At 40.9% G+C, this 16,036-nt stretch carries 10 protein-coding genes, 2 tRNA genes and 1 pseudogene; 6 read left to right on the forward strand and 7 right to left on the reverse strand.

Going from position 1 to position 16,036, the window contains the following annotated elements; all coding sequences use genetic code 11:
• Positions 1–371 precede the first annotated feature (371 nt).
• Positions 372–3,326: a CHAT domain-containing protein gene (locus tag GXP67_RS24130; protein WP_162445492.1), complete on the reverse strand. Its 2,955-nt coding sequence runs from the start codon at positions 3,324–3,326 to the stop codon at positions 372–374.
• A 147-nt stretch (positions 3,327–3,473) separates the two neighbouring features.
• Entirely contained in the window at positions 3,474–5,201 is a 1,728-nt protein-coding gene (locus tag GXP67_RS24135; protein ID WP_162445493.1) for a WCX domain-containing protein, read from the reverse strand.
• Between the two features lie 486 nt (positions 5,202–5,687).
• Between GXP67_RS24135 and GXP67_RS24140 the strand changes: the two genes are divergently transcribed.
• The 5 genes from GXP67_RS24140 to GXP67_RS24160 all read left to right on the forward strand — a co-directional run bounded on the left by GXP67_RS24140 (position 5,688) and on the right by GXP67_RS24160 (position 10,219).
• Complete coding sequence (locus GXP67_RS24140) at positions 5,688–7,262, forward strand: TROVE domain-containing protein (protein WP_162445494.1); 1,575 nt, start codon at positions 5,688–5,690, stop codon at positions 7,260–7,262.
• A gap of 271 nt (positions 7,263–7,533) precedes the next feature.
• The gene (locus tag GXP67_RS24145) at positions 7,534–7,944 is read left to right on the forward strand and encodes a hypothetical protein (protein ID WP_162445495.1); all 411 of its coding nucleotides are present in this window, start codon (positions 7,534–7,536) and stop codon (positions 7,942–7,944) included.
• A gap of 593 nt (positions 7,945–8,537) precedes the next feature.
• Positions 8,538–9,140: a DUF3841 domain-containing protein gene (locus GXP67_RS24150; protein WP_162445496.1), complete on the forward strand. Its 603-nt coding sequence runs from the start codon at positions 8,538–8,540 to the stop codon at positions 9,138–9,140.
• A gap of 284 nt (positions 9,141–9,424) precedes the next feature.
• Positions 9,425–9,498, forward strand: a tRNA-Lys gene (locus tag GXP67_RS24155).
• Positions 9,499–10,146: 648 nt separating this feature from the next.
• Positions 10,147–10,219, forward strand: a tRNA-Lys gene (locus GXP67_RS24160).
• 435 nt (positions 10,220–10,654) lie between these two features.
• On the opposite strand, the gene GXP67_RS24165 is transcribed toward GXP67_RS24160, so the two are convergent.
• On the reverse strand, positions 10,655–11,407 hold the full coding sequence (locus GXP67_RS24165; protein WP_162445497.1) for a hypothetical protein: 753 nt from the start codon (positions 11,405–11,407) through the stop codon (positions 10,655–10,657).
• Between the two features lie 168 nt (positions 11,408–11,575).
• Positions 11,576–12,325: a hypothetical protein gene (locus GXP67_RS24170; protein ID WP_162445498.1), complete on the reverse strand. Its 750-nt coding sequence runs from the start codon at positions 12,323–12,325 to the stop codon at positions 11,576–11,578.
• Between the two features lie 183 nt (positions 12,326–12,508).
• On the opposite strand from GXP67_RS24170, the gene GXP67_RS24175 reads away from it, so the two are divergent.
• A complete protein-coding gene (locus GXP67_RS24175; protein ID WP_162445499.1) occupies positions 12,509–12,985 on the forward strand; it encodes a hypothetical protein in 477 nt (158 codons plus the stop codon).
• Between the two features lie 90 nt (positions 12,986–13,075).
• Here the strand turns inward: GXP67_RS24175 and GXP67_RS24180 are convergent.
• From GXP67_RS24180 to GXP67_RS24190, 3 genes and pseudogenes are all read right to left on the reverse strand, one after another.
• Positions 13,076–15,194 (reverse strand): annotated as a pseudogene (locus GXP67_RS24180) (outer membrane protein assembly factor BamB family protein).
• A gap of 100 nt (positions 15,195–15,294) precedes the next feature.
• The gene (locus GXP67_RS24185; protein WP_162445500.1) at positions 15,295–15,483 is read right to left on the reverse strand and encodes a hypothetical protein; all 189 of its coding nucleotides are present in this window, start codon (positions 15,481–15,483) and stop codon (positions 15,295–15,297) included.
• A 96-nt stretch (positions 15,484–15,579) separates the two neighbouring features.
• Entirely contained in the window at positions 15,580–15,762 is a 183-nt protein-coding gene (locus GXP67_RS24190; protein WP_162445501.1) for a hypothetical protein, read from the reverse strand.
• Positions 15,763–16,036 lie beyond the last annotated feature (274 nt).

Genomic DNA, 16,036 nt, shown 5'->3' on the forward strand with positions numbered 1-16,036 from the left:
TTTCTGTTAAAGTGGTGTTGATAAAGTTTGCTACTCCCAAGTTGAGCAACCTTCATGCTGATTTATAATGAGGTTTTCTTCATTGTCTTGATAGCTTGAAGCTCTTAAATTAAGGCTACACTACCGCTTCTATAAAATCAATATAACTATCTTGGGGCAGTATACCTCCGGCATAATCGGTTTGATAAGCCTGAAATGGATAAATCAAGTTTGAAAAGATTTTATCTGCTCACTTTTACCAGTTGTATTTTTACCATTTAATTTTCAAATGGCAGCTTGTGAGAAAAAAATACTGGCTTTGGCAGCTATGGAATTGATAAGTGCAGTCAAGTAAACGCAGCACTCAGAAGTTGATTGTTCTATAATAAAACCTACTTCCCGGTAATTACAAAAGCCCCCCAATAATAAGGATGGCTATGTTGCTGTTTAAGTTGCAATTGTGCCTGCCGGAAGGCAACATGCGGACTTCCTGACCGCATCCAGGCCTGGTAGAATCTGGTCATTAATTCCTGGGTAGTCTGGTCGTTTACTTTCCATAAACTCATAATGAGAGACTGGGCACCAGCTACTTTAAAAGCCCTTTGCAAGCCATATACTCCCTCACCATTCTTCACTTCACCGAGGCCAGTATCACAAGCGGAAAGTACCACCAGATCTGTATGATCCAGATCCAGGTTCATCGCCTCATAAGCCGTAAGGATGCCATCTTCTACGGTTTGCTCTTCCATGGCATTCAGCGTAGGATTTTTCAACGTGTGTGCAGCCCCAGCCATCATCAGTCCGGAGCGTAATAAGGGATTTCTGGCAGAAGCAGACGCAGGATCTATATCTTTTTCAAAGTATCCATGTGTAGCAATATGTAACACTTTCGGACTATGCAAGGCTTTTATGTGTTCTTCCAATGCTTGTTCTTCTACAAATACATCATTTTTCCATTGCTGCTCAGAAGTAATCTTATGAATATTATCAATTTCCATTTTTGTACCCGGCAATATCACTAGGTTATCACTCCGTTCCAGATTCAAGGCATATAAAACCGGATCTGTATTCTGAATAGCATTACTCTTTACCTGTTGAGCCAGCACTTCCCTTTTACCTGGTTCTATATTATAATCCGGACTACCGAACAAAGAAGCAGTTTTATTATCTATAGTCCCGGCCTGCCCGGTTGCCAACAAGTCTTTGGTATTGGTTACCGACTGTACATCTATTTCTTCAATAAGATACTTTTGGGTTTTCGGGTTGAGTAAGGTATTAATATTGATCTGGTTATATACGCCATCCGGAGACAAATATACCTTTCGGATTCCTTTTAAAGCTTTGGCAATATCCTGCCAGTAATAGGGATAAGAGGTAGAATCTGTCTGGCGCAGCAGCATGGTATTGCGGTAATAATTTAAGCGGCGGCCTTCAAGCTCATTTCCGTTTTTCAGCAGAATAAGTTGGGGATGATTCTTGGTTTTTCTGGAAACCAGGAGAGCAGCATAATAAACTGTATCCGAAAATTCACCTATACTACTGAAATTAAAGGTGCGGAAACGGATGAGTTCTATAGCTGCTTCTTTCTTTTTAAGTGTTTTTTGAATGGACTGCCAGTTGGGTTGAATTTGCTCACTGCTTTGGGCAAAAACAGCCGAACGCCGGGAAAGTTCTTTTTCCAGGGTATTGGCATGCTGTTCCAGGCTATCAAGGTTAATCTCCTGTTTGTCAATTTCAGCCTTTGGCAGTTTATAAATTTTAACCAGATTTTCTTTTTCACTCAACCACTGCCGGTAGGTCTTAATTAAACTGGTATCATTGCTGTTGAGGATACGCTGCTTTACCTTACTGGAAGCATTTAGCAATAAGGCTTTTGTCGAAAGCTGGTTATTATACATATCTCCCAGAATTGCCGGATTTTGCTCGTAGCGCATCAGGGCGAAGGTGTTGAACTTTTCAAAATAGTTTTTAACTGTATTGTTGAATTGTTCTTTTTCTCTGTCACTTAAGGCTGGAAAATAATTCTCAATCTGGCGGAGTGAATTTGAGATAGATTGGTGGATCAGGGTTTCAGCTTCAGGCAAACGTCCGGAAGCCACATACATAAAGGCCAGATTGTCAATCATCCGGGTGTAGCTAGGATGCCGCTCGCCCAGCACTTCTTTATTAATGGCAATGGCTTGTTTGAAAATGGGTTCCGCCTGGTCGTACCGCTTCATTAATTTGTAGGAAAAAGCCAGGTTATTCAGAGAAGACGCATAGTCGCCATGTTTTTCGCCAACGGCTTCTTTATATATAGCAAGGGCTTGCTGCTGCAAAGGAATCGCTTCCTCATATTTATTTAACTGATTATAGAGCAAAGCCAGATTGTTGAGCGACCTGGCATAATTGGGATGTTTTTCGCCCAACGTAGCTTTGGTAATTGCAAGTGCTTGTTTCAGTAAGGGTTCCGACTTTTCATATTGCTTCATAGACTTATACAGAAAAGCCAGGTTATTCAGGGAAATGGCATACTGGGAGCTTTGCTCTCCTACAGATTCTTTTTTTATAGCAAGTGCCTGTAAATTAAGTGCCTCTGCCTGAGGATACCGGCCCATATATTCATACATCACGGCTATATTACTTAAGGTAGTAGCATAGTACTCATGTTTTTCACCTACGGTTTCCTTCAGAATGGCCAGCACCTCTGTATATAAAGGTTCGGCCAGTTCATAATAGCCAGTAGCTTCGTATACCATAGCCGTATTATTAAGCACCGCTGCATAATTAACATCTTTTTCACCCAGCGCCTCTTTATAAATAGGTAAGGCTTTTTTAAACTGCGAAATTGCCTGTTCGTAGCGGCCCATTTGTTCGTAAGCCTGAGCCAGATTGTTCAGACCTACCCCATAATGATAATGTTTTTCGCCATATACCGTTTTATAAATGTCCAGCGCCTGCTTATATAAATCTTCGGCCAGAGCATATTTGCCGGTATCCCGGTATAAGTTAGCCAGATCTCCTACCGTAACGGCATAACTATTACTGTTTTTTCCAAAGGATTTTTCTTTAACCGTGAGGGCTTGTTTAAAATAGTCTTCTGCTTTAGAATAATCACCCGATTGCATGTGAATGTATCCAAAGTCGGCTAGGCTGACGGCATATAGCGTATCTTTTGGATTACTGGCATAGTTTGTTTTTGAGACCGCAAGCGCCTGTTCCATCGTAGAAATAGCTTGCTTAAACTCACCCCGGTTGAGATGCGCAAACGAACTATCGTATAAAGCTTGCCATTGTTGGGCTTTTATTGGAGTGAAAGTAAAAAGTAAAAACAGCAGAGAAATGTATATAACCAGCCTCTTTCTCATCAAAGTTCAATTTTAAGGTAAATAGCAATTTACTAAAAATGAACGAAGGATGTAGGAAAAATACATAAACGGATAAAGAGTTTTTTCAAAATTACTACTTACGCTTGTTTGCAAATAAAACATAGACTGACATCCGTAGACTGTCGACTAAAATACGATCTTCTCCGCCCATTCCAGGCTATTCGGTAGGTCAGCAGCCGTAAATTCCATATGAATGACTCGCCGGTGTTTTTGATTGACGGTTTTGGAAGAAGCATGCAGCAGCAAAGGTTTCATTAGGTGAATGCCCCCACAACCCACTTCGCAGGTAAAGGGCATACTATTCTGGGTGATGAGCGTAATCTCATCATCACTTAGCTTTTTGTTATGCGAACCAGGAATCACTTTCAAAGCGCCGTTTTTCTCGTCGGTATCATCAAGGTGAATGCGCAGGGTAAAGGTGTTCTTCAGAATTTCTTCCGGCGGACAAACGCCCACTATATTCTCTTTCTTCGTCCACCCGAAATAGCCTTTGGTTTCTATTTTTTCCTTCACACTAATTGTAGTGTCCTGATGCCAGGCTACATACCAGTTGGATTGAGGCGGCTTATCAAAATAAATAGCTTTGGACAAAAAAAGCCGTGGATTGATGGCTGAAAGGATAGTTTTCAGGTTCTGGTTGAATAATACCTGTTGTAATCCTGGTATGGCTTGCAGAAAATTCCGGATGGCATACACTGGCTTGTTATCCTGCGTGGGAGGGAAGTGTTTGGAAATCTGTGTTTTTACATGGTTCATCTCTTTTCGGGTGTACACATGTTCCAGAATCGAAAAACCATTATGAGTAAGCTTTTTGATCTGATTTTCCAGCCGGGCATTATGAATTTCATAGTTATACTGATCCATGGCATCGGTCAGCGTTTCTTTGATGCATCGTTTCAGGCTTTCAGGAGCCAGTACTTTTACAGAATCGCCAAAACCCAGTATTTCTCTCTCCAGTTCAAAATTATGCTGCACATGAAGAGAAATAACAATGCCATTGCTGTGTGTTTCAACCAGCTTTTGTGAGTGGTGAATCGGTTTGGTAAGTACATAAGGCGCTGTATTCTGGTTGAAAAACAATACTACATCTACCGGAGCTTGATTTACATTCACAGTAACCCCAATCACATGCTTAAAATATTGCGAAAGATCAATGTCTATGCAGGGAATAAAAGTATTGTCGGTTTCTTCAATGCTGATGATCCGGTCTAAAGCCAAAGTAAGCAGAGGTTCTTTTTTGCTTTTGCAGCCCATCACAAACCAGCGGTTGCGGTATTCTTTCAGGTAATAGGGATGGAATACAAAACTGCTGGCGGTTCTGGCTTTAAACGACTGGTAGGAGAGGAGCAAGGTCTTTTTCTTTTGAATCGAGCTATACAGCGTAGTGAGATGCTCAAGTCCTTTGAGGTTGTCGTTTTTTTCAAAATCAATAAAGGTTTCCTGATGTGTTTTAGAAGTGTAAATTTTGTCTTCCAGCCGTTGCACCATTTCGCCTAGATCTTTAAAATGGCTGAATCCCTTAAATTGCTTGAGTATATCCACTACTTCTGATAGTTTATGCAAATCCTGGTCGGTAAGGGGAATATTGGTGATGCTGTAGTCTGAGTCTTCGTAGGCATAGTATTTTTTGTCAATGACAATAATGGGTGCATTGTAGCCCAGTTTATCGCTGCGCATCATTTGTAAATCGGCTTGTACTGTCCGGCGGCTTACGCCTTTGTCTATGCCTTCATATTCGTAGAGTGCTTCTGAGCAGGCTTCGATCAGGTCTTCAAGGGTATATTTCCGGTATTTGTTCCGCAGGCAGTTGTCGAGGGTGCGGTAGCGGATGAGGGCATTGCGGTTAACAGGCATAAAGATTAGTAAATGGATAATCGAAGTAAGTTGAGGTATTAGTGTGTAAAATAGATTTTCTTATATGTTCTTGGGCCGTCTTTACTTTTCTTTTGCTTGCCCAAAAGAAAAGTAACAAAAGAAAAAGGCAAAATGAAAAACGCTTCCCCGCTTAAGGCTTCCGCTCACCCCGCTTTTCATTTATACACTCGCGCATGGAATTTTTTTAATTTTTTGTTGTGGACTTTGCATTACTGTTTTTAGATACATGTATACTGCCTAATAGTATAGATTACTACATTCCCCCTTATCAAAGGGGTAGGGGATGTTCTTATTTTTTCTACACAAATATGTTGAGTATAAAGCTACACAATCATGCTTTAGGTGGCTTCTGAAAATATTTTTAAGAAAAATAAAAAAAAGTTTTTACTGCGCAAAAAGACTGCGCACTGGGCTTGCAACTTTGAATCATCAAATGAAACAAAAGCACAAGTAAACACTACGATCATGAAATTTAATACACTTTTTAGTAAGGCAAATGAAACAGTGAACTACATGGGCGGAAAAGCTTATATACTTACGCCTGCTTTGGAATTGTATACAACGGTAGTAAGCACCATGCTGGATAATTCTTACTATGAAAAGGCTGATGACCGTCTGGTCCGGATCAAGAATCTTGTGCCATTGGTTGATCCTGTTTTTGTAGCAAAGCTTGCTATATATACCCGTGAAGAAATGTACCTGCGAACTGTTCCATTGGTACTAGTAACCGAATTGGCAAAGGTGCATAAAGGTGATAATCTGGTAAGCCGTACTGTGGAGCGTATTGTGCAACGGGCAGATGAAATCACAGAACTGCTGGCGTATTATGAGTTGTCCAATGAAAGAAAAGGAGTTAAAAAACTTAACAAACTTTCCAAACAGATACAGAAAGGCTTAGCAGGCAGTTTTAATAAATTTGATGCCTATCAGTTAGCTAAATATAACCGTGATGCGCATGTAAAGCTAAAAGATGCATTATTTTTAATTCACCCAAAAGCTAAAAGTGAAACGCAACAGGAAATATTTAATCAGTTAGTAGCCGATACCTTACCGGTACCTTATACCTGGGAAACAGAATTGTCAAAGTTAGGACAAATGCCGTTTGGTTCAGAAAAGGAGAAACAAGAGAAAAAGGCTGCAAAATGGGAAGAACTGGTGTTGAGTGGAAAGATAGGCTATATGGCTTTGTTACGCAACCTTCGCAACATTACTACACAGGGAACAGATCTGGCCGTACAGGCAGCTTTGCAGGTGATTACTGACCGTTCGCGGGTAAAAACTTCTAAACAATTGCCTTTCCGTTACCTATCAGCCTATGCTGAGCTGGAAACTGAACTGAAAAGCCAGGTTCATGCAGAAAAGGAAAAGAACAGAATCCAGGCTGCTTTACAGGCGCTTGAAAAGGCAGTAATCATGGCGTCTGATAATATTCCTGTAGCTGATGGAATTACCTTAATTCTTTCTGATAATTCGGGCAGCATGTATGGAGATGCTGGAGGCAAGTCTGTAGTATCTGCTATGAGCAAACGTACCACAGCTGATATAGCCAACTTGTTTGCTGTATTGTATTGGATGCGGGCACAAAACACAATCGTTGGCTTATTTGGCGACAGACTTATTACACCTGAGCTACAGCGGAATAAAAATGTTTTTGAAAACTTTGCCATTGTGAATACAGCTGCAAAAAAATGTGGAGCCTCTACAGAGCAAGGTATTTTCGATATGATGGAGCAGTTAATAGACACTAAAAAAATGGTAGACCGTATCGTTATTTTCTCCGACTGCCAGGTGGGTAGCAAATGTAACTGGTATGATCATAAACGCCGGGTAGGAAATGATTTTAATAAATTATTCCAGCACTACCGTAAAATGAATCCGCATGTAGTTACCTACAGTGTAGATTTAAAAGGGTATGGCAATACATTGTTTGACAAAGGTGTGATGACCATAGGTGGGTGGAGTGAAAAACTGTTTGATATGATGGTGGCCCTGGAAGAAGGAGAAAGTGTTGTATCCAGCATTGAAAGCATACACTTGTAATTTCTTAACTAACAGAGAAGGTGCCGTAGAAAAGTATTTCTTCGCTTTGGGTGCTAGTGTTCGCAAGAACGTGCAGGTTCGAGTCCTGCTTCCGGTTACTAACCGGAATGGTGGAATGGTAGACACGCTATATAGAGACTTTTCGCTCATCGCCCTTCTCTGTTTTATCTGATAAAAGCTTAACAGATGCCGTAGGATAGCGTTCCTTCGCAAACTTTAACTTTGAAAACACGCTATCTGCTTGTTGCTCTGTTTTATAAAATAACTGAATATGGCAAAGCGGAGAAATCTAAATGGTCTTCCTAATATTCTGACACAAAGCTATTTTAGCGCTATGTGTTATTATGATAAAGGATTTATGGCAGACTGGATAATTCTGATGGCCAATAGTAAAGGCATCCGGGATGTTGAGATTGATATTTTTAGAGAAGAAGTGAAGCCGATTGAATTGCAAGTCCTTCCTATGTTGTATTATCTTCCCAAAATGCGGGAAATCATTATCAAAACCCTGGAAAGTACCGGATTTGAAAAGGATTTTATTACGGAAGCCGTATTTGATATATATGTTTCTCAAAAATACCGAGCCCTACGGTTGCTTACTTGCCAGTGTACCATTCAAGATAAAGAGGGCCATAGGTATATTGGAAAAATTTATACAGAAGATGCGTATGAAATAAAGTGAATTAATTAAAATATAATGGGTGTCGTAGGAAAGCAATACTTCGCTATACTCATTCATGGGTCGCAGGTTCGAATCCTGCCTCCAGGCAAAAGTCGGGAGTAGCTTAGTAGGTAGAGCAATGAAAAGAAGGCTTTCTGCTTGTAACCCCAAAAATTATAGGTCTAATAAGTAACAACTTAGAGTGTCGTATATAAGTCCTGCTTCGACTTTTATTGGAAGGTACAGGTTCGATTCCTGTATCTGGCTTTCCCAAATCTGGCCTGGTGGTTATGCAAGGTGAGCCAATAGACTTGTAGCTTTTACCTCTAACAATTACTATAAGGTGCCGTAGAACAGCGTTACTTCGCCATCCACGCCGGAGGTTGTGGGTTCGATTCCCACGCTTTGATGAAGGTCAAAGTTAGTTCAATGGTAGAACGCCGAATATGTACGCTGTGCGCTTGTAGCCCTTTTAAAATGGTGAATGAGTGATTGAGTGAATAATATACGCTGACTTACTCAACCACTCATTAAATTCTCAGAAAAATGTTGTAAACGGTGTTTACTTTATGTTGCTGGCAACATAAACAATAAACTCTCAAACATAAACCAGTATGTTTACCAACCAGAAACAACTTGATCTCGACATAAATCCAATGTTAGAAAAGAAATACAGACTTTGGACATTTCAGGCTACAGAAGCAATAGAGGAACTGAAAACGAAAGGAATACTTCAGATACGTTGGGATGAGTATTCACCCAAAAATAATTTCGTGCCGGCTTACCAATGGATGGCGAAACAAATGGAGACAAGGAACATATCTTGTAATAATCATGCGCCTGTATGGGCATGGCATTCTTGCACAACATATGAAAAGGCTCCCACTTTAGTAGATGCAAGGTGTTTGTTGAGTGACATGCAAATAGAATTTGGCATACAAACCATAGAATTCGAGTGCCCGGCAGAATTGGTGCTTCTATCCAGATATGGTGAATGGAATGTGATATTTTTCGATTTTTTTCCCTATGATAAAGCTCCCATTGACATTGATAAGAAAACAGAGAACAGGCTATTTGCAACAGAAAGGAAACAGTTCAGAAAATATGATTCTATTCAGGCCTCCCTGCCTTATTTAAAATTAGAGTGGGTAAAAGACATCAGAGATCTGAATTTGAAACCCGGAGACCGTACTTATAATAAAAAAGAACTGGTATAACAAAGCGTAATTAACAGCGCATATACCATACAGAAGGATGTCGTAAACATTGAGATACTTCGCTGCCATTAGGGGAGGAATATCATAGCTGCCACTGTGCAGCAAAGGTATCCGGGTTCGACTCCCGGCAAGCGCTGCCCCGAACCTCAGGTTGCCTGTTACTCCTTCTTTATCAAGATATTCAACAATTTACTGTCACATTTATGAAAAAGGAAGATAAGAAACGTAAATATTGTCTGTAGCAGCCATCCAGCTGGGTACTATGGGCAAACAACAGAAGTTTTGTGCCCGTAGCTCAGTTGGTGGTAGCACCTGCCTTTTAAGCAGGGGGTCGGGGGTTCAAGTCCCTCCGGGCATACAACAAATAAAATAGGTGTCGTACAATTGTCTTACTTCGACTTTTAATCGGTAGGTCGCGGGTTCGAGTCCCGCTTCCGGCTCTCATTTTAACGTATGCCGGAATAGCTCAGCGGATAGAGCAACATAGACATTTGGCTTGTTACCCTATATAAATGGTGATTAAGCGAATGAGTGATCGTCTGGAACCTGGATATATCAAATTCTAGGATTGTCAGGATTAAGATGTTGAAAGTATAGGAGTCAATTCTCAGGTTATACACTAAATTTTCACTCACTCCATCACCCAATCACTCATTCACCTATTCGCCTCTGTAGCTCAATCCTGGAAGAGCGGGGAAAAAAGCCTGATATCGCCTGTCGCAGACTCGGGGTTGCGGAAGCACCTATAGCGGCTTCGCTTTGGCGGAGCGGTGACCCAACTAGCAAGGGAAGCACATTATCCCTGGAGTCATGCTAACCCAAAAGGGAGTGCCGGTTCGAGTCCGGTCAGAGGAACAATCATAGCCTTAATCTAAAAGAATTAAGGCTTTTTTGCTTTACGGACAAAGAAGTGATAAAGTAGAACACTTAGAAATGAGATTAAATAGATTAAAAACTTGCTTAAATTGTAATATTAAGTTTTCTTATCCTCTTTATTACTATATATGACTTCGTAGCTCAGTTGGTAGAGCAGCTGACTCTTAATCAGCGGGTCGAGAGTTCGAATCTCTCCGGGGTCACTACCAAAGAATGGGAGCACAATAACAATAGGATCTTGACGTGTAAAAGAACGCACAATTTGTGTTAATCATAAAACAAAAAGCCTCAGCAGAGCTGAGGTTCTTTGTGAATGAACCAGGCCAGCTGGCTGGTTCATTGTTGATGATTTGACATAGAATAGATTCTACTATCACAGGAAAGTTACCCGCTTTTGAGGGAAGAGGTATTAAAATAGGATTAAATAATGAAGGGGTTGGATTAAAATTTAATTAAACTTTTTTTGATATACACTCCATTTAAGAAACACCCAAAATTTTGAATACAAAAATTAGTAAAAAATGAAAATGGTCTAAATCTGTTAAAGGTTTCCTTTTCGGCTGATGGAAGATATATGCATACAAAATGCTAAGTGTATTTTGTAAAGTGTAAAAGGCCTCATCCGTTGGAGAGGCTTTTTATTTTGCACTTAACTGACTGCAAAAAGCCAGAAGTCCTTGCATATCATTTCTATGGTTAAAATCAGGCTTATATTCCTTGATGTAGGCATTAATGGCTTTTTTGTACCTGGGAAATAATTTTATCACGGTAGCTTTAGTAGCCTCGTAAAAACGGTCATTCTTATCTACAATAAAATACGTATCTTTTTTAGCCAGTTGTAAATCTCCGGGGGCTTTCCGGGTATATAATTCCCTGTAACTAAAGCCAGAAGAATAGGAAGAGCCTTTACCGGGACCATTCATATTATTCCCAGGGCCACCTGCAAAAGTACCACCTGAACCACCTACTAATTTAACAGCGCTTTTTTTAATTTCCAGGTTTAGTTTCCTGGCTAATTTTAACTGTGAATAGCTTGATAGTATTTCCAAAAAGCCTACTTTATAGGCATAAAAAAACAGATGCTTGCCCACTGTAATGTGTTTAAGTTTATAATCTTCAGTTAAAGCAAGAGTATCTCCCTGATGGTTGATAAACTGCATCTCTCCGTACAGCAGATTATAATTGAGCGTAGCTCTGATAAAGGTATTGTCCCGGAAATGCACTTCTCCCTTCTCAAACTGCGGAAAGCGGTATTGGGCTTCAGATGGGATTATTTCAGTGGCTACTTCTCCTGCATTAATTATAAAATCGCTTGTAGATTGTGCAAGCACATAATAGCTGGTTGCCAGACAGTTTATGAGGAATGGCAATATTATTTTGATAGAACTCATATATTTAAATGATCCAATTATAAAGATTAGCTGATTGCAGGCAGATATTGAGATTTTAAGATGTATATAAAGTGATAGTAGTGATTGATTATGTGTTCTCTGGCACAAAAGCTATATAGGTATGGCAGGATATTGACTTTTTCTTTGCTCAATATCCTGCTATACATTCTATTGTGCATCTAACTGACTGCAAAAAGCAAGCAGCCCTTGTACATCATTTCTCAGGTTAAAATCAGGATTATATTCATTGATGTAGGCATCAATGGCTTTTTTATGTTTAGGAAATAATTTCAACACCGTAGCTTTAGTAACTTCATAAAAACGGTCGTTTTTATCTATAATGATATACGTTGTCTTTTTCTCAAAATATAAATCTCCGGGCGCTTTCTGGGTATAAAGTTCCAGTAAATTCCAGTCTTCGCCTTTTAGTACAGAGCCGGGGCTTCCATAACTTTCAAGGCCGGTTATAAGGGGTGCATCCATAGAATAGCTTTTTAGAGGCACTTCACTTCCGGTTAATTCCATAGTTTGTTTCTTAGCTAACTTTACCTGTGGATAGCTTGACACTACTTCCAGATACCCTGTTTTATAAGCATAAAAGAATACGTGTTTGCCAATAGTAATAAGCTTTGTTCTGTATTCTCCTTTTAAAGCAAGAGTATCTCCCTGATGATTGATAAATTGCATTTCTCCGTACAGTAGATTATAATTAAGTGTAGCCTTAATAAAAGTATTATTGCGGAAATATACTTCTCCAGGCTCAAATTGAGGAAAGCGGTACCGCTCCTCTAGAGGAATCATCTGGATCACGACTTCTCCTTTATTAACTACAAAATCGGATTTGTTTTGTGCCAGACCACAAACGCTGATGGTCAGCCAAAATATGAGTAATGGCAGGATTTTTCTGGTGGCGCTCATTTCTGAAATATTAGCTACACAATATAAAAAAATATCTCAAATGAGTACAGTTAAATCTTGAAATGGTTTAAAATGTTAAAATTGCAGGGCTTGCAGGTTTGGTATGTTATACACAGCCATACTTTGAAAAGTGTACCAATAGTTACTGTTGCTATTAATTATCCATAAAGGCAAAACTTGCTTATGAATCCTTCTTCTGTATATGTGCGCAAAACAAAGCCCACCTTTGCTAATGCATTAATACCAGCTATCGCTTTAATTATCGTGGGTATAGTGGTTTTAACAAAGATAATCCTGTTGGGGCTTTTACTGATTGTGCTGGGTGTTTTTGCGCTTACACTAACTGAAGGCCTCGAAATTGATTTTACCAGGCGAAGGATAAGAATATTTTTTGGGGTATTCGGCCTGCGGTTCGGGAAATGGGATATGCTACCTGAGATGGGTAGAATTACCCTGGTTCCGGTACAGGTAAAAAACCTGATGACAAGCAGCACCAACCTTACCACCGAAGCTACAGCCACTTACTTTCAAATACGGTTATATCCGCAAGGATCTGCAGAGTATTACATTGCTTCGATAGGAAAACTTAATTCCTGTCAAACAGATGCAACTTTATTATCCGGGTGCTTTGGTTTAACATACGAAGATTATACCAACTAAAGCACAGAATAATAAGTACAAACAGATTTACTCATCTGCGCCTGGCTATGATTACTCCCTGTTACCTATTTGATACCCATAAAATATCTTCTATTCACTCTCCAGCGCAAACGCTACATATAGGTCGCCGGATTTGGATTTGAGTTTTCCGCCACCACAGGCGATTACAATAAACTGTTTGCCATTTACCGAATAAGTAGCTGGCGAGGCATAACCGGCGGCAGGTAAGGTAGTTTGCCAGAGGGTTTTTCCGGTCTGTTTGTCAATAGCCCGGAATTTTCCGTCTTTGCTGGCGGCAATAAACAGCAGGCCGCTTCCGGTTACCAGTGGACCCCCATAATTATCGGTTCCGGTAGGAGGGATACCTTGTTGGGTCAGCTCTGCGTATTCTCCCAAAGGCACTTGCCATTTGTGTTCGCCAGTATTCAGGTCAATAGCCGTGAGGGTGCCCCAGGGAGGCGTACTTACCGGATACCCTTTACTGTCGTACCAGCGGTTATAGCCGGTATGCTGATAAGGAACTTCGCCTTGCTGAACTTGTAAAGTAGGTTCGGATGTCTCTTTGTTCAGCAGAAAATCCACAATAGCCTTGCGTTCCGCTTCCGGCAAGTGCGAAAAAGAAGGCATCATACCCTGGCCTTTTAGCAGTATCTGGTGAATATTTTCAACCGAAAGCCGCTTTTCAATCTCCAGCAAGGAAGGATACGAACCATCATGATTACCCCGCCTATCAGCACCATGGCAGGCGCCACAATTAGATTGATATAATTGTGCATTGGTTACCGGCAATGTTGAGGCAAGCGTTTCCCGCAGCACTAAGCTTGAATAAACCGGATTTTGTTTGGCAGGAATATATATAGTTCCTTCCGGATCAGTTGCGGCTCCGCCCCATTGAGCACCTCCGTCGGTTCCCGGGAAGAAAATAGTCGTTTCTCCGGTAAGCGGAATGTAAGGACTGCCGGTCCGGGCTTTGCGCAGCATTTCTGCAATCGCTGGTTTATCAGCCGCCCAGGGATTTATATCTTGCTCAGTAAAAGTTTGTTTTGTAAACGGAGCTGGTTTGAGGGGAATAGGTTGTGTCCGGCTGGGTTGCTCGCCAGCAATAGCATCGGTAGGAAAAGCTTTTTCTTCTACCGGAAACAAAGGTTTTCCACTCATCCGGTCGAACACAAATACATGGCCTTGTTTGGTGATCTGAGCTACAGCGTCTATGCGTTTTCCTTCATGAGTTACGGTGAGTAAATTTGGTGGCGCAGGCGGATCACGGTCCCAGATGTCGTGGTGTACAAACTGGAAATGCCAGAGCCGCTTGCCGGTACTGGCATCCAGGGCCAGTAAGCAATTGGCAAATAAATTGTCGCCGATGCGGTTGCCTCCGTAAAAATCGTATGCCGCCGAACCAGTAGGCGCATATATAATCCCCTTTCCCGGTCAATGGCCATTCCTGCCCAGGTATTGGCACCACCTAAGCGTTGCCGTGGATTAGCTGGTTTCCAGGTATCGTAGCCAAATTCGCCTTCATCTGGAATGGTATGAAATGTCCACACCAGATTACCGGTCCGCACCTGATAGGCCCGTATGTCGCCAAGCAAAGCTGTTTCACTTTCCGATACCCTGGTTCCTATAATAATTAAATCTTTGTAAATCGTACCTGGGGTATTTGCCCGCACATAATTGTCTGCCCCGGCCGTTCGATACCTTCTTTCAGTTGAATGCGCCCAGCCTGCCCAAACGAGGGAATAACTGCTCCGCTTGTGGCATCCAATGCATATAATCCATCTCCGGCTCCAAAGAAAATACGCTTGTCTGTACCATCTGTCCAGTAAGTAAGTCCCCGGCTGGTCGTACCTTCGGTATTGGCTATATTTGTTTTCCAGATTTCTTTGCCGGTCGCAGCATTTAATGCAAAAGCCTGTGTATTGGCCGAAACGCCATATAAAATGCCTTCTATAATAATGGGGTTACACTGAATCTGGGTGCGGTTGCCCACTGTATCGGCGCCTCCCGAAGCATAGGCCCAGGCTACCTGTAATTGTGCTACATTGGCTGGCGTAATCTGATCCAGAGGTGAATGATGGCTTTTTTGCCCATCGCCGTTGTATTCCGGCCAGTTTGTATCTGATTTCCGGCAACTATAAGACAGGCTCAACAAGCTTAAAATGCATAATGCAAGTAAGAATGCTCGGAAAAAAGGAAGTCGGCAGGACATGGCACCTGAGCGGATTGTAGATGTAAACTAAAGTAGTCAATAGATATCCAATATAGGAAATAGCTGTTAAATGCCTGTATGTTTGCTAAAAAATCAGCCTTTATCCTTCTGTTTTTCTGAGCGGCCTTCCGATTACTACACATATAATTCCAAATTTGAATTGTACCAGCATACTTCCGTTTTTTCCACGGATACATTTTCCGTTGGATACCCCTATGGCCAGGCAGGGCTGGTGTTTCAGTTCTGCTAAGGTGTACTTGTCTCCTAAATAGAGGTAATCGGCTTTCATGCCCTTACATTGGGATTAGCAGAAGATATGCGTTTTATTCATGAGGAATACTATATTATTCCTGTCAAAAAATAAGAGAACAACTTTCTTTAACTCTTACTGGCGTACTTCCTGTATCATATCAGCTTTTACATTGAGCCTCTGGCAAAAAAGGCATTTCTGTTTGCCTGCCGTTCCCTGTCTTTTATGATTCACCTGAATTGTACGGGCATCCGGACAGTTGGTGTCATCATGGTAGATCTTCTGCATGATGGAATGAAAAGGAGGAATTTTGGCCATGGTTACAGTTGATGTATTAAAATAAACGAAGAATAATAGTGTAAGAATGTTTAAAACAGGGTATTCTGTAGCACGTACAAAAAAGCTGTTCTTCCAGAATTGTTTTGGGCTTTGGGTGAGCTTTAAAGATTCACTTACAGATAATGGTTTTACGCTGAACTTATAGTATGTAATGTGATAGTGTATATCCGGAGAAAAATCAAGCCATAAATAAGATCTATGGCTTGACTGAAATTAAAATAAGTATGAAGATTAACCTTTTTACCTTATACAA

The organism is Rhodocytophaga rosea (assembly GCF_010119975.1).
Classification (GTDB): domain Bacteria; phylum Bacteroidota; class Bacteroidia; order Cytophagales; family 172606-1; genus Rhodocytophaga; species Rhodocytophaga rosea.

Excerpts from the sequence above, each read along its gene's own strand:
- GXP67_RS24190 (WP_162445501.1), bottom strand. The coding sequence starts at position 15,762 with ATGGCCAAAATTCCTCCTTTTCATTCCATCATGCAGAAGATCTACCAT.
- GXP67_RS24165 (WP_162445497.1), bottom strand. The coding sequence starts at position 11,407 with ATGAGTTCTATCAAAATAATATTGCCATTCCTCATAAACTGTCTGGCA.
- GXP67_RS24145 (WP_162445495.1), top strand. The coding sequence starts at position 7,534 with ATGGCAAAGCGGAGAAATCTAAATGGTCTTCCTAATATTCTGACACAA.
- GXP67_RS24130 (WP_162445492.1), bottom strand. The coding sequence starts at position 3,326 with ATGAGAAAGAGGCTGGTTATATACATTTCTCTGCTGTTTTTACTTTTT.
- GXP67_RS24175 (WP_162445499.1), top strand. The coding sequence starts at position 12,509 with ATGAATCCTTCTTCTGTATATGTGCGCAAAACAAAGCCCACCTTTGCT.
- GXP67_RS24170 (WP_162445498.1), bottom strand. The coding sequence starts at position 12,325 with ATGAGCGCCACCAGAAAAATCCTGCCATTACTCATATTTTGGCTGACC.
- GXP67_RS24185 (WP_162445500.1), bottom strand. The coding sequence starts at position 15,483 with ATGAAAGCCGATTACCTCTATTTAGGAGACAAGTACACCTTAGCAGAA.
- GXP67_RS24135 (WP_162445493.1), bottom strand. The coding sequence starts at position 5,201 with ATGCCTGTTAACCGCAATGCCCTCATCCGCTACCGCACCCTCGACAAC.
- GXP67_RS24140 (WP_162445494.1), top strand. The coding sequence starts at position 5,688 with ATGAAATTTAATACACTTTTTAGTAAGGCAAATGAAACAGTGAACTAC.
- GXP67_RS24150 (WP_162445496.1), top strand. The coding sequence starts at position 8,538 with ATGTTTACCAACCAGAAACAACTTGATCTCGACATAAATCCAATGTTA.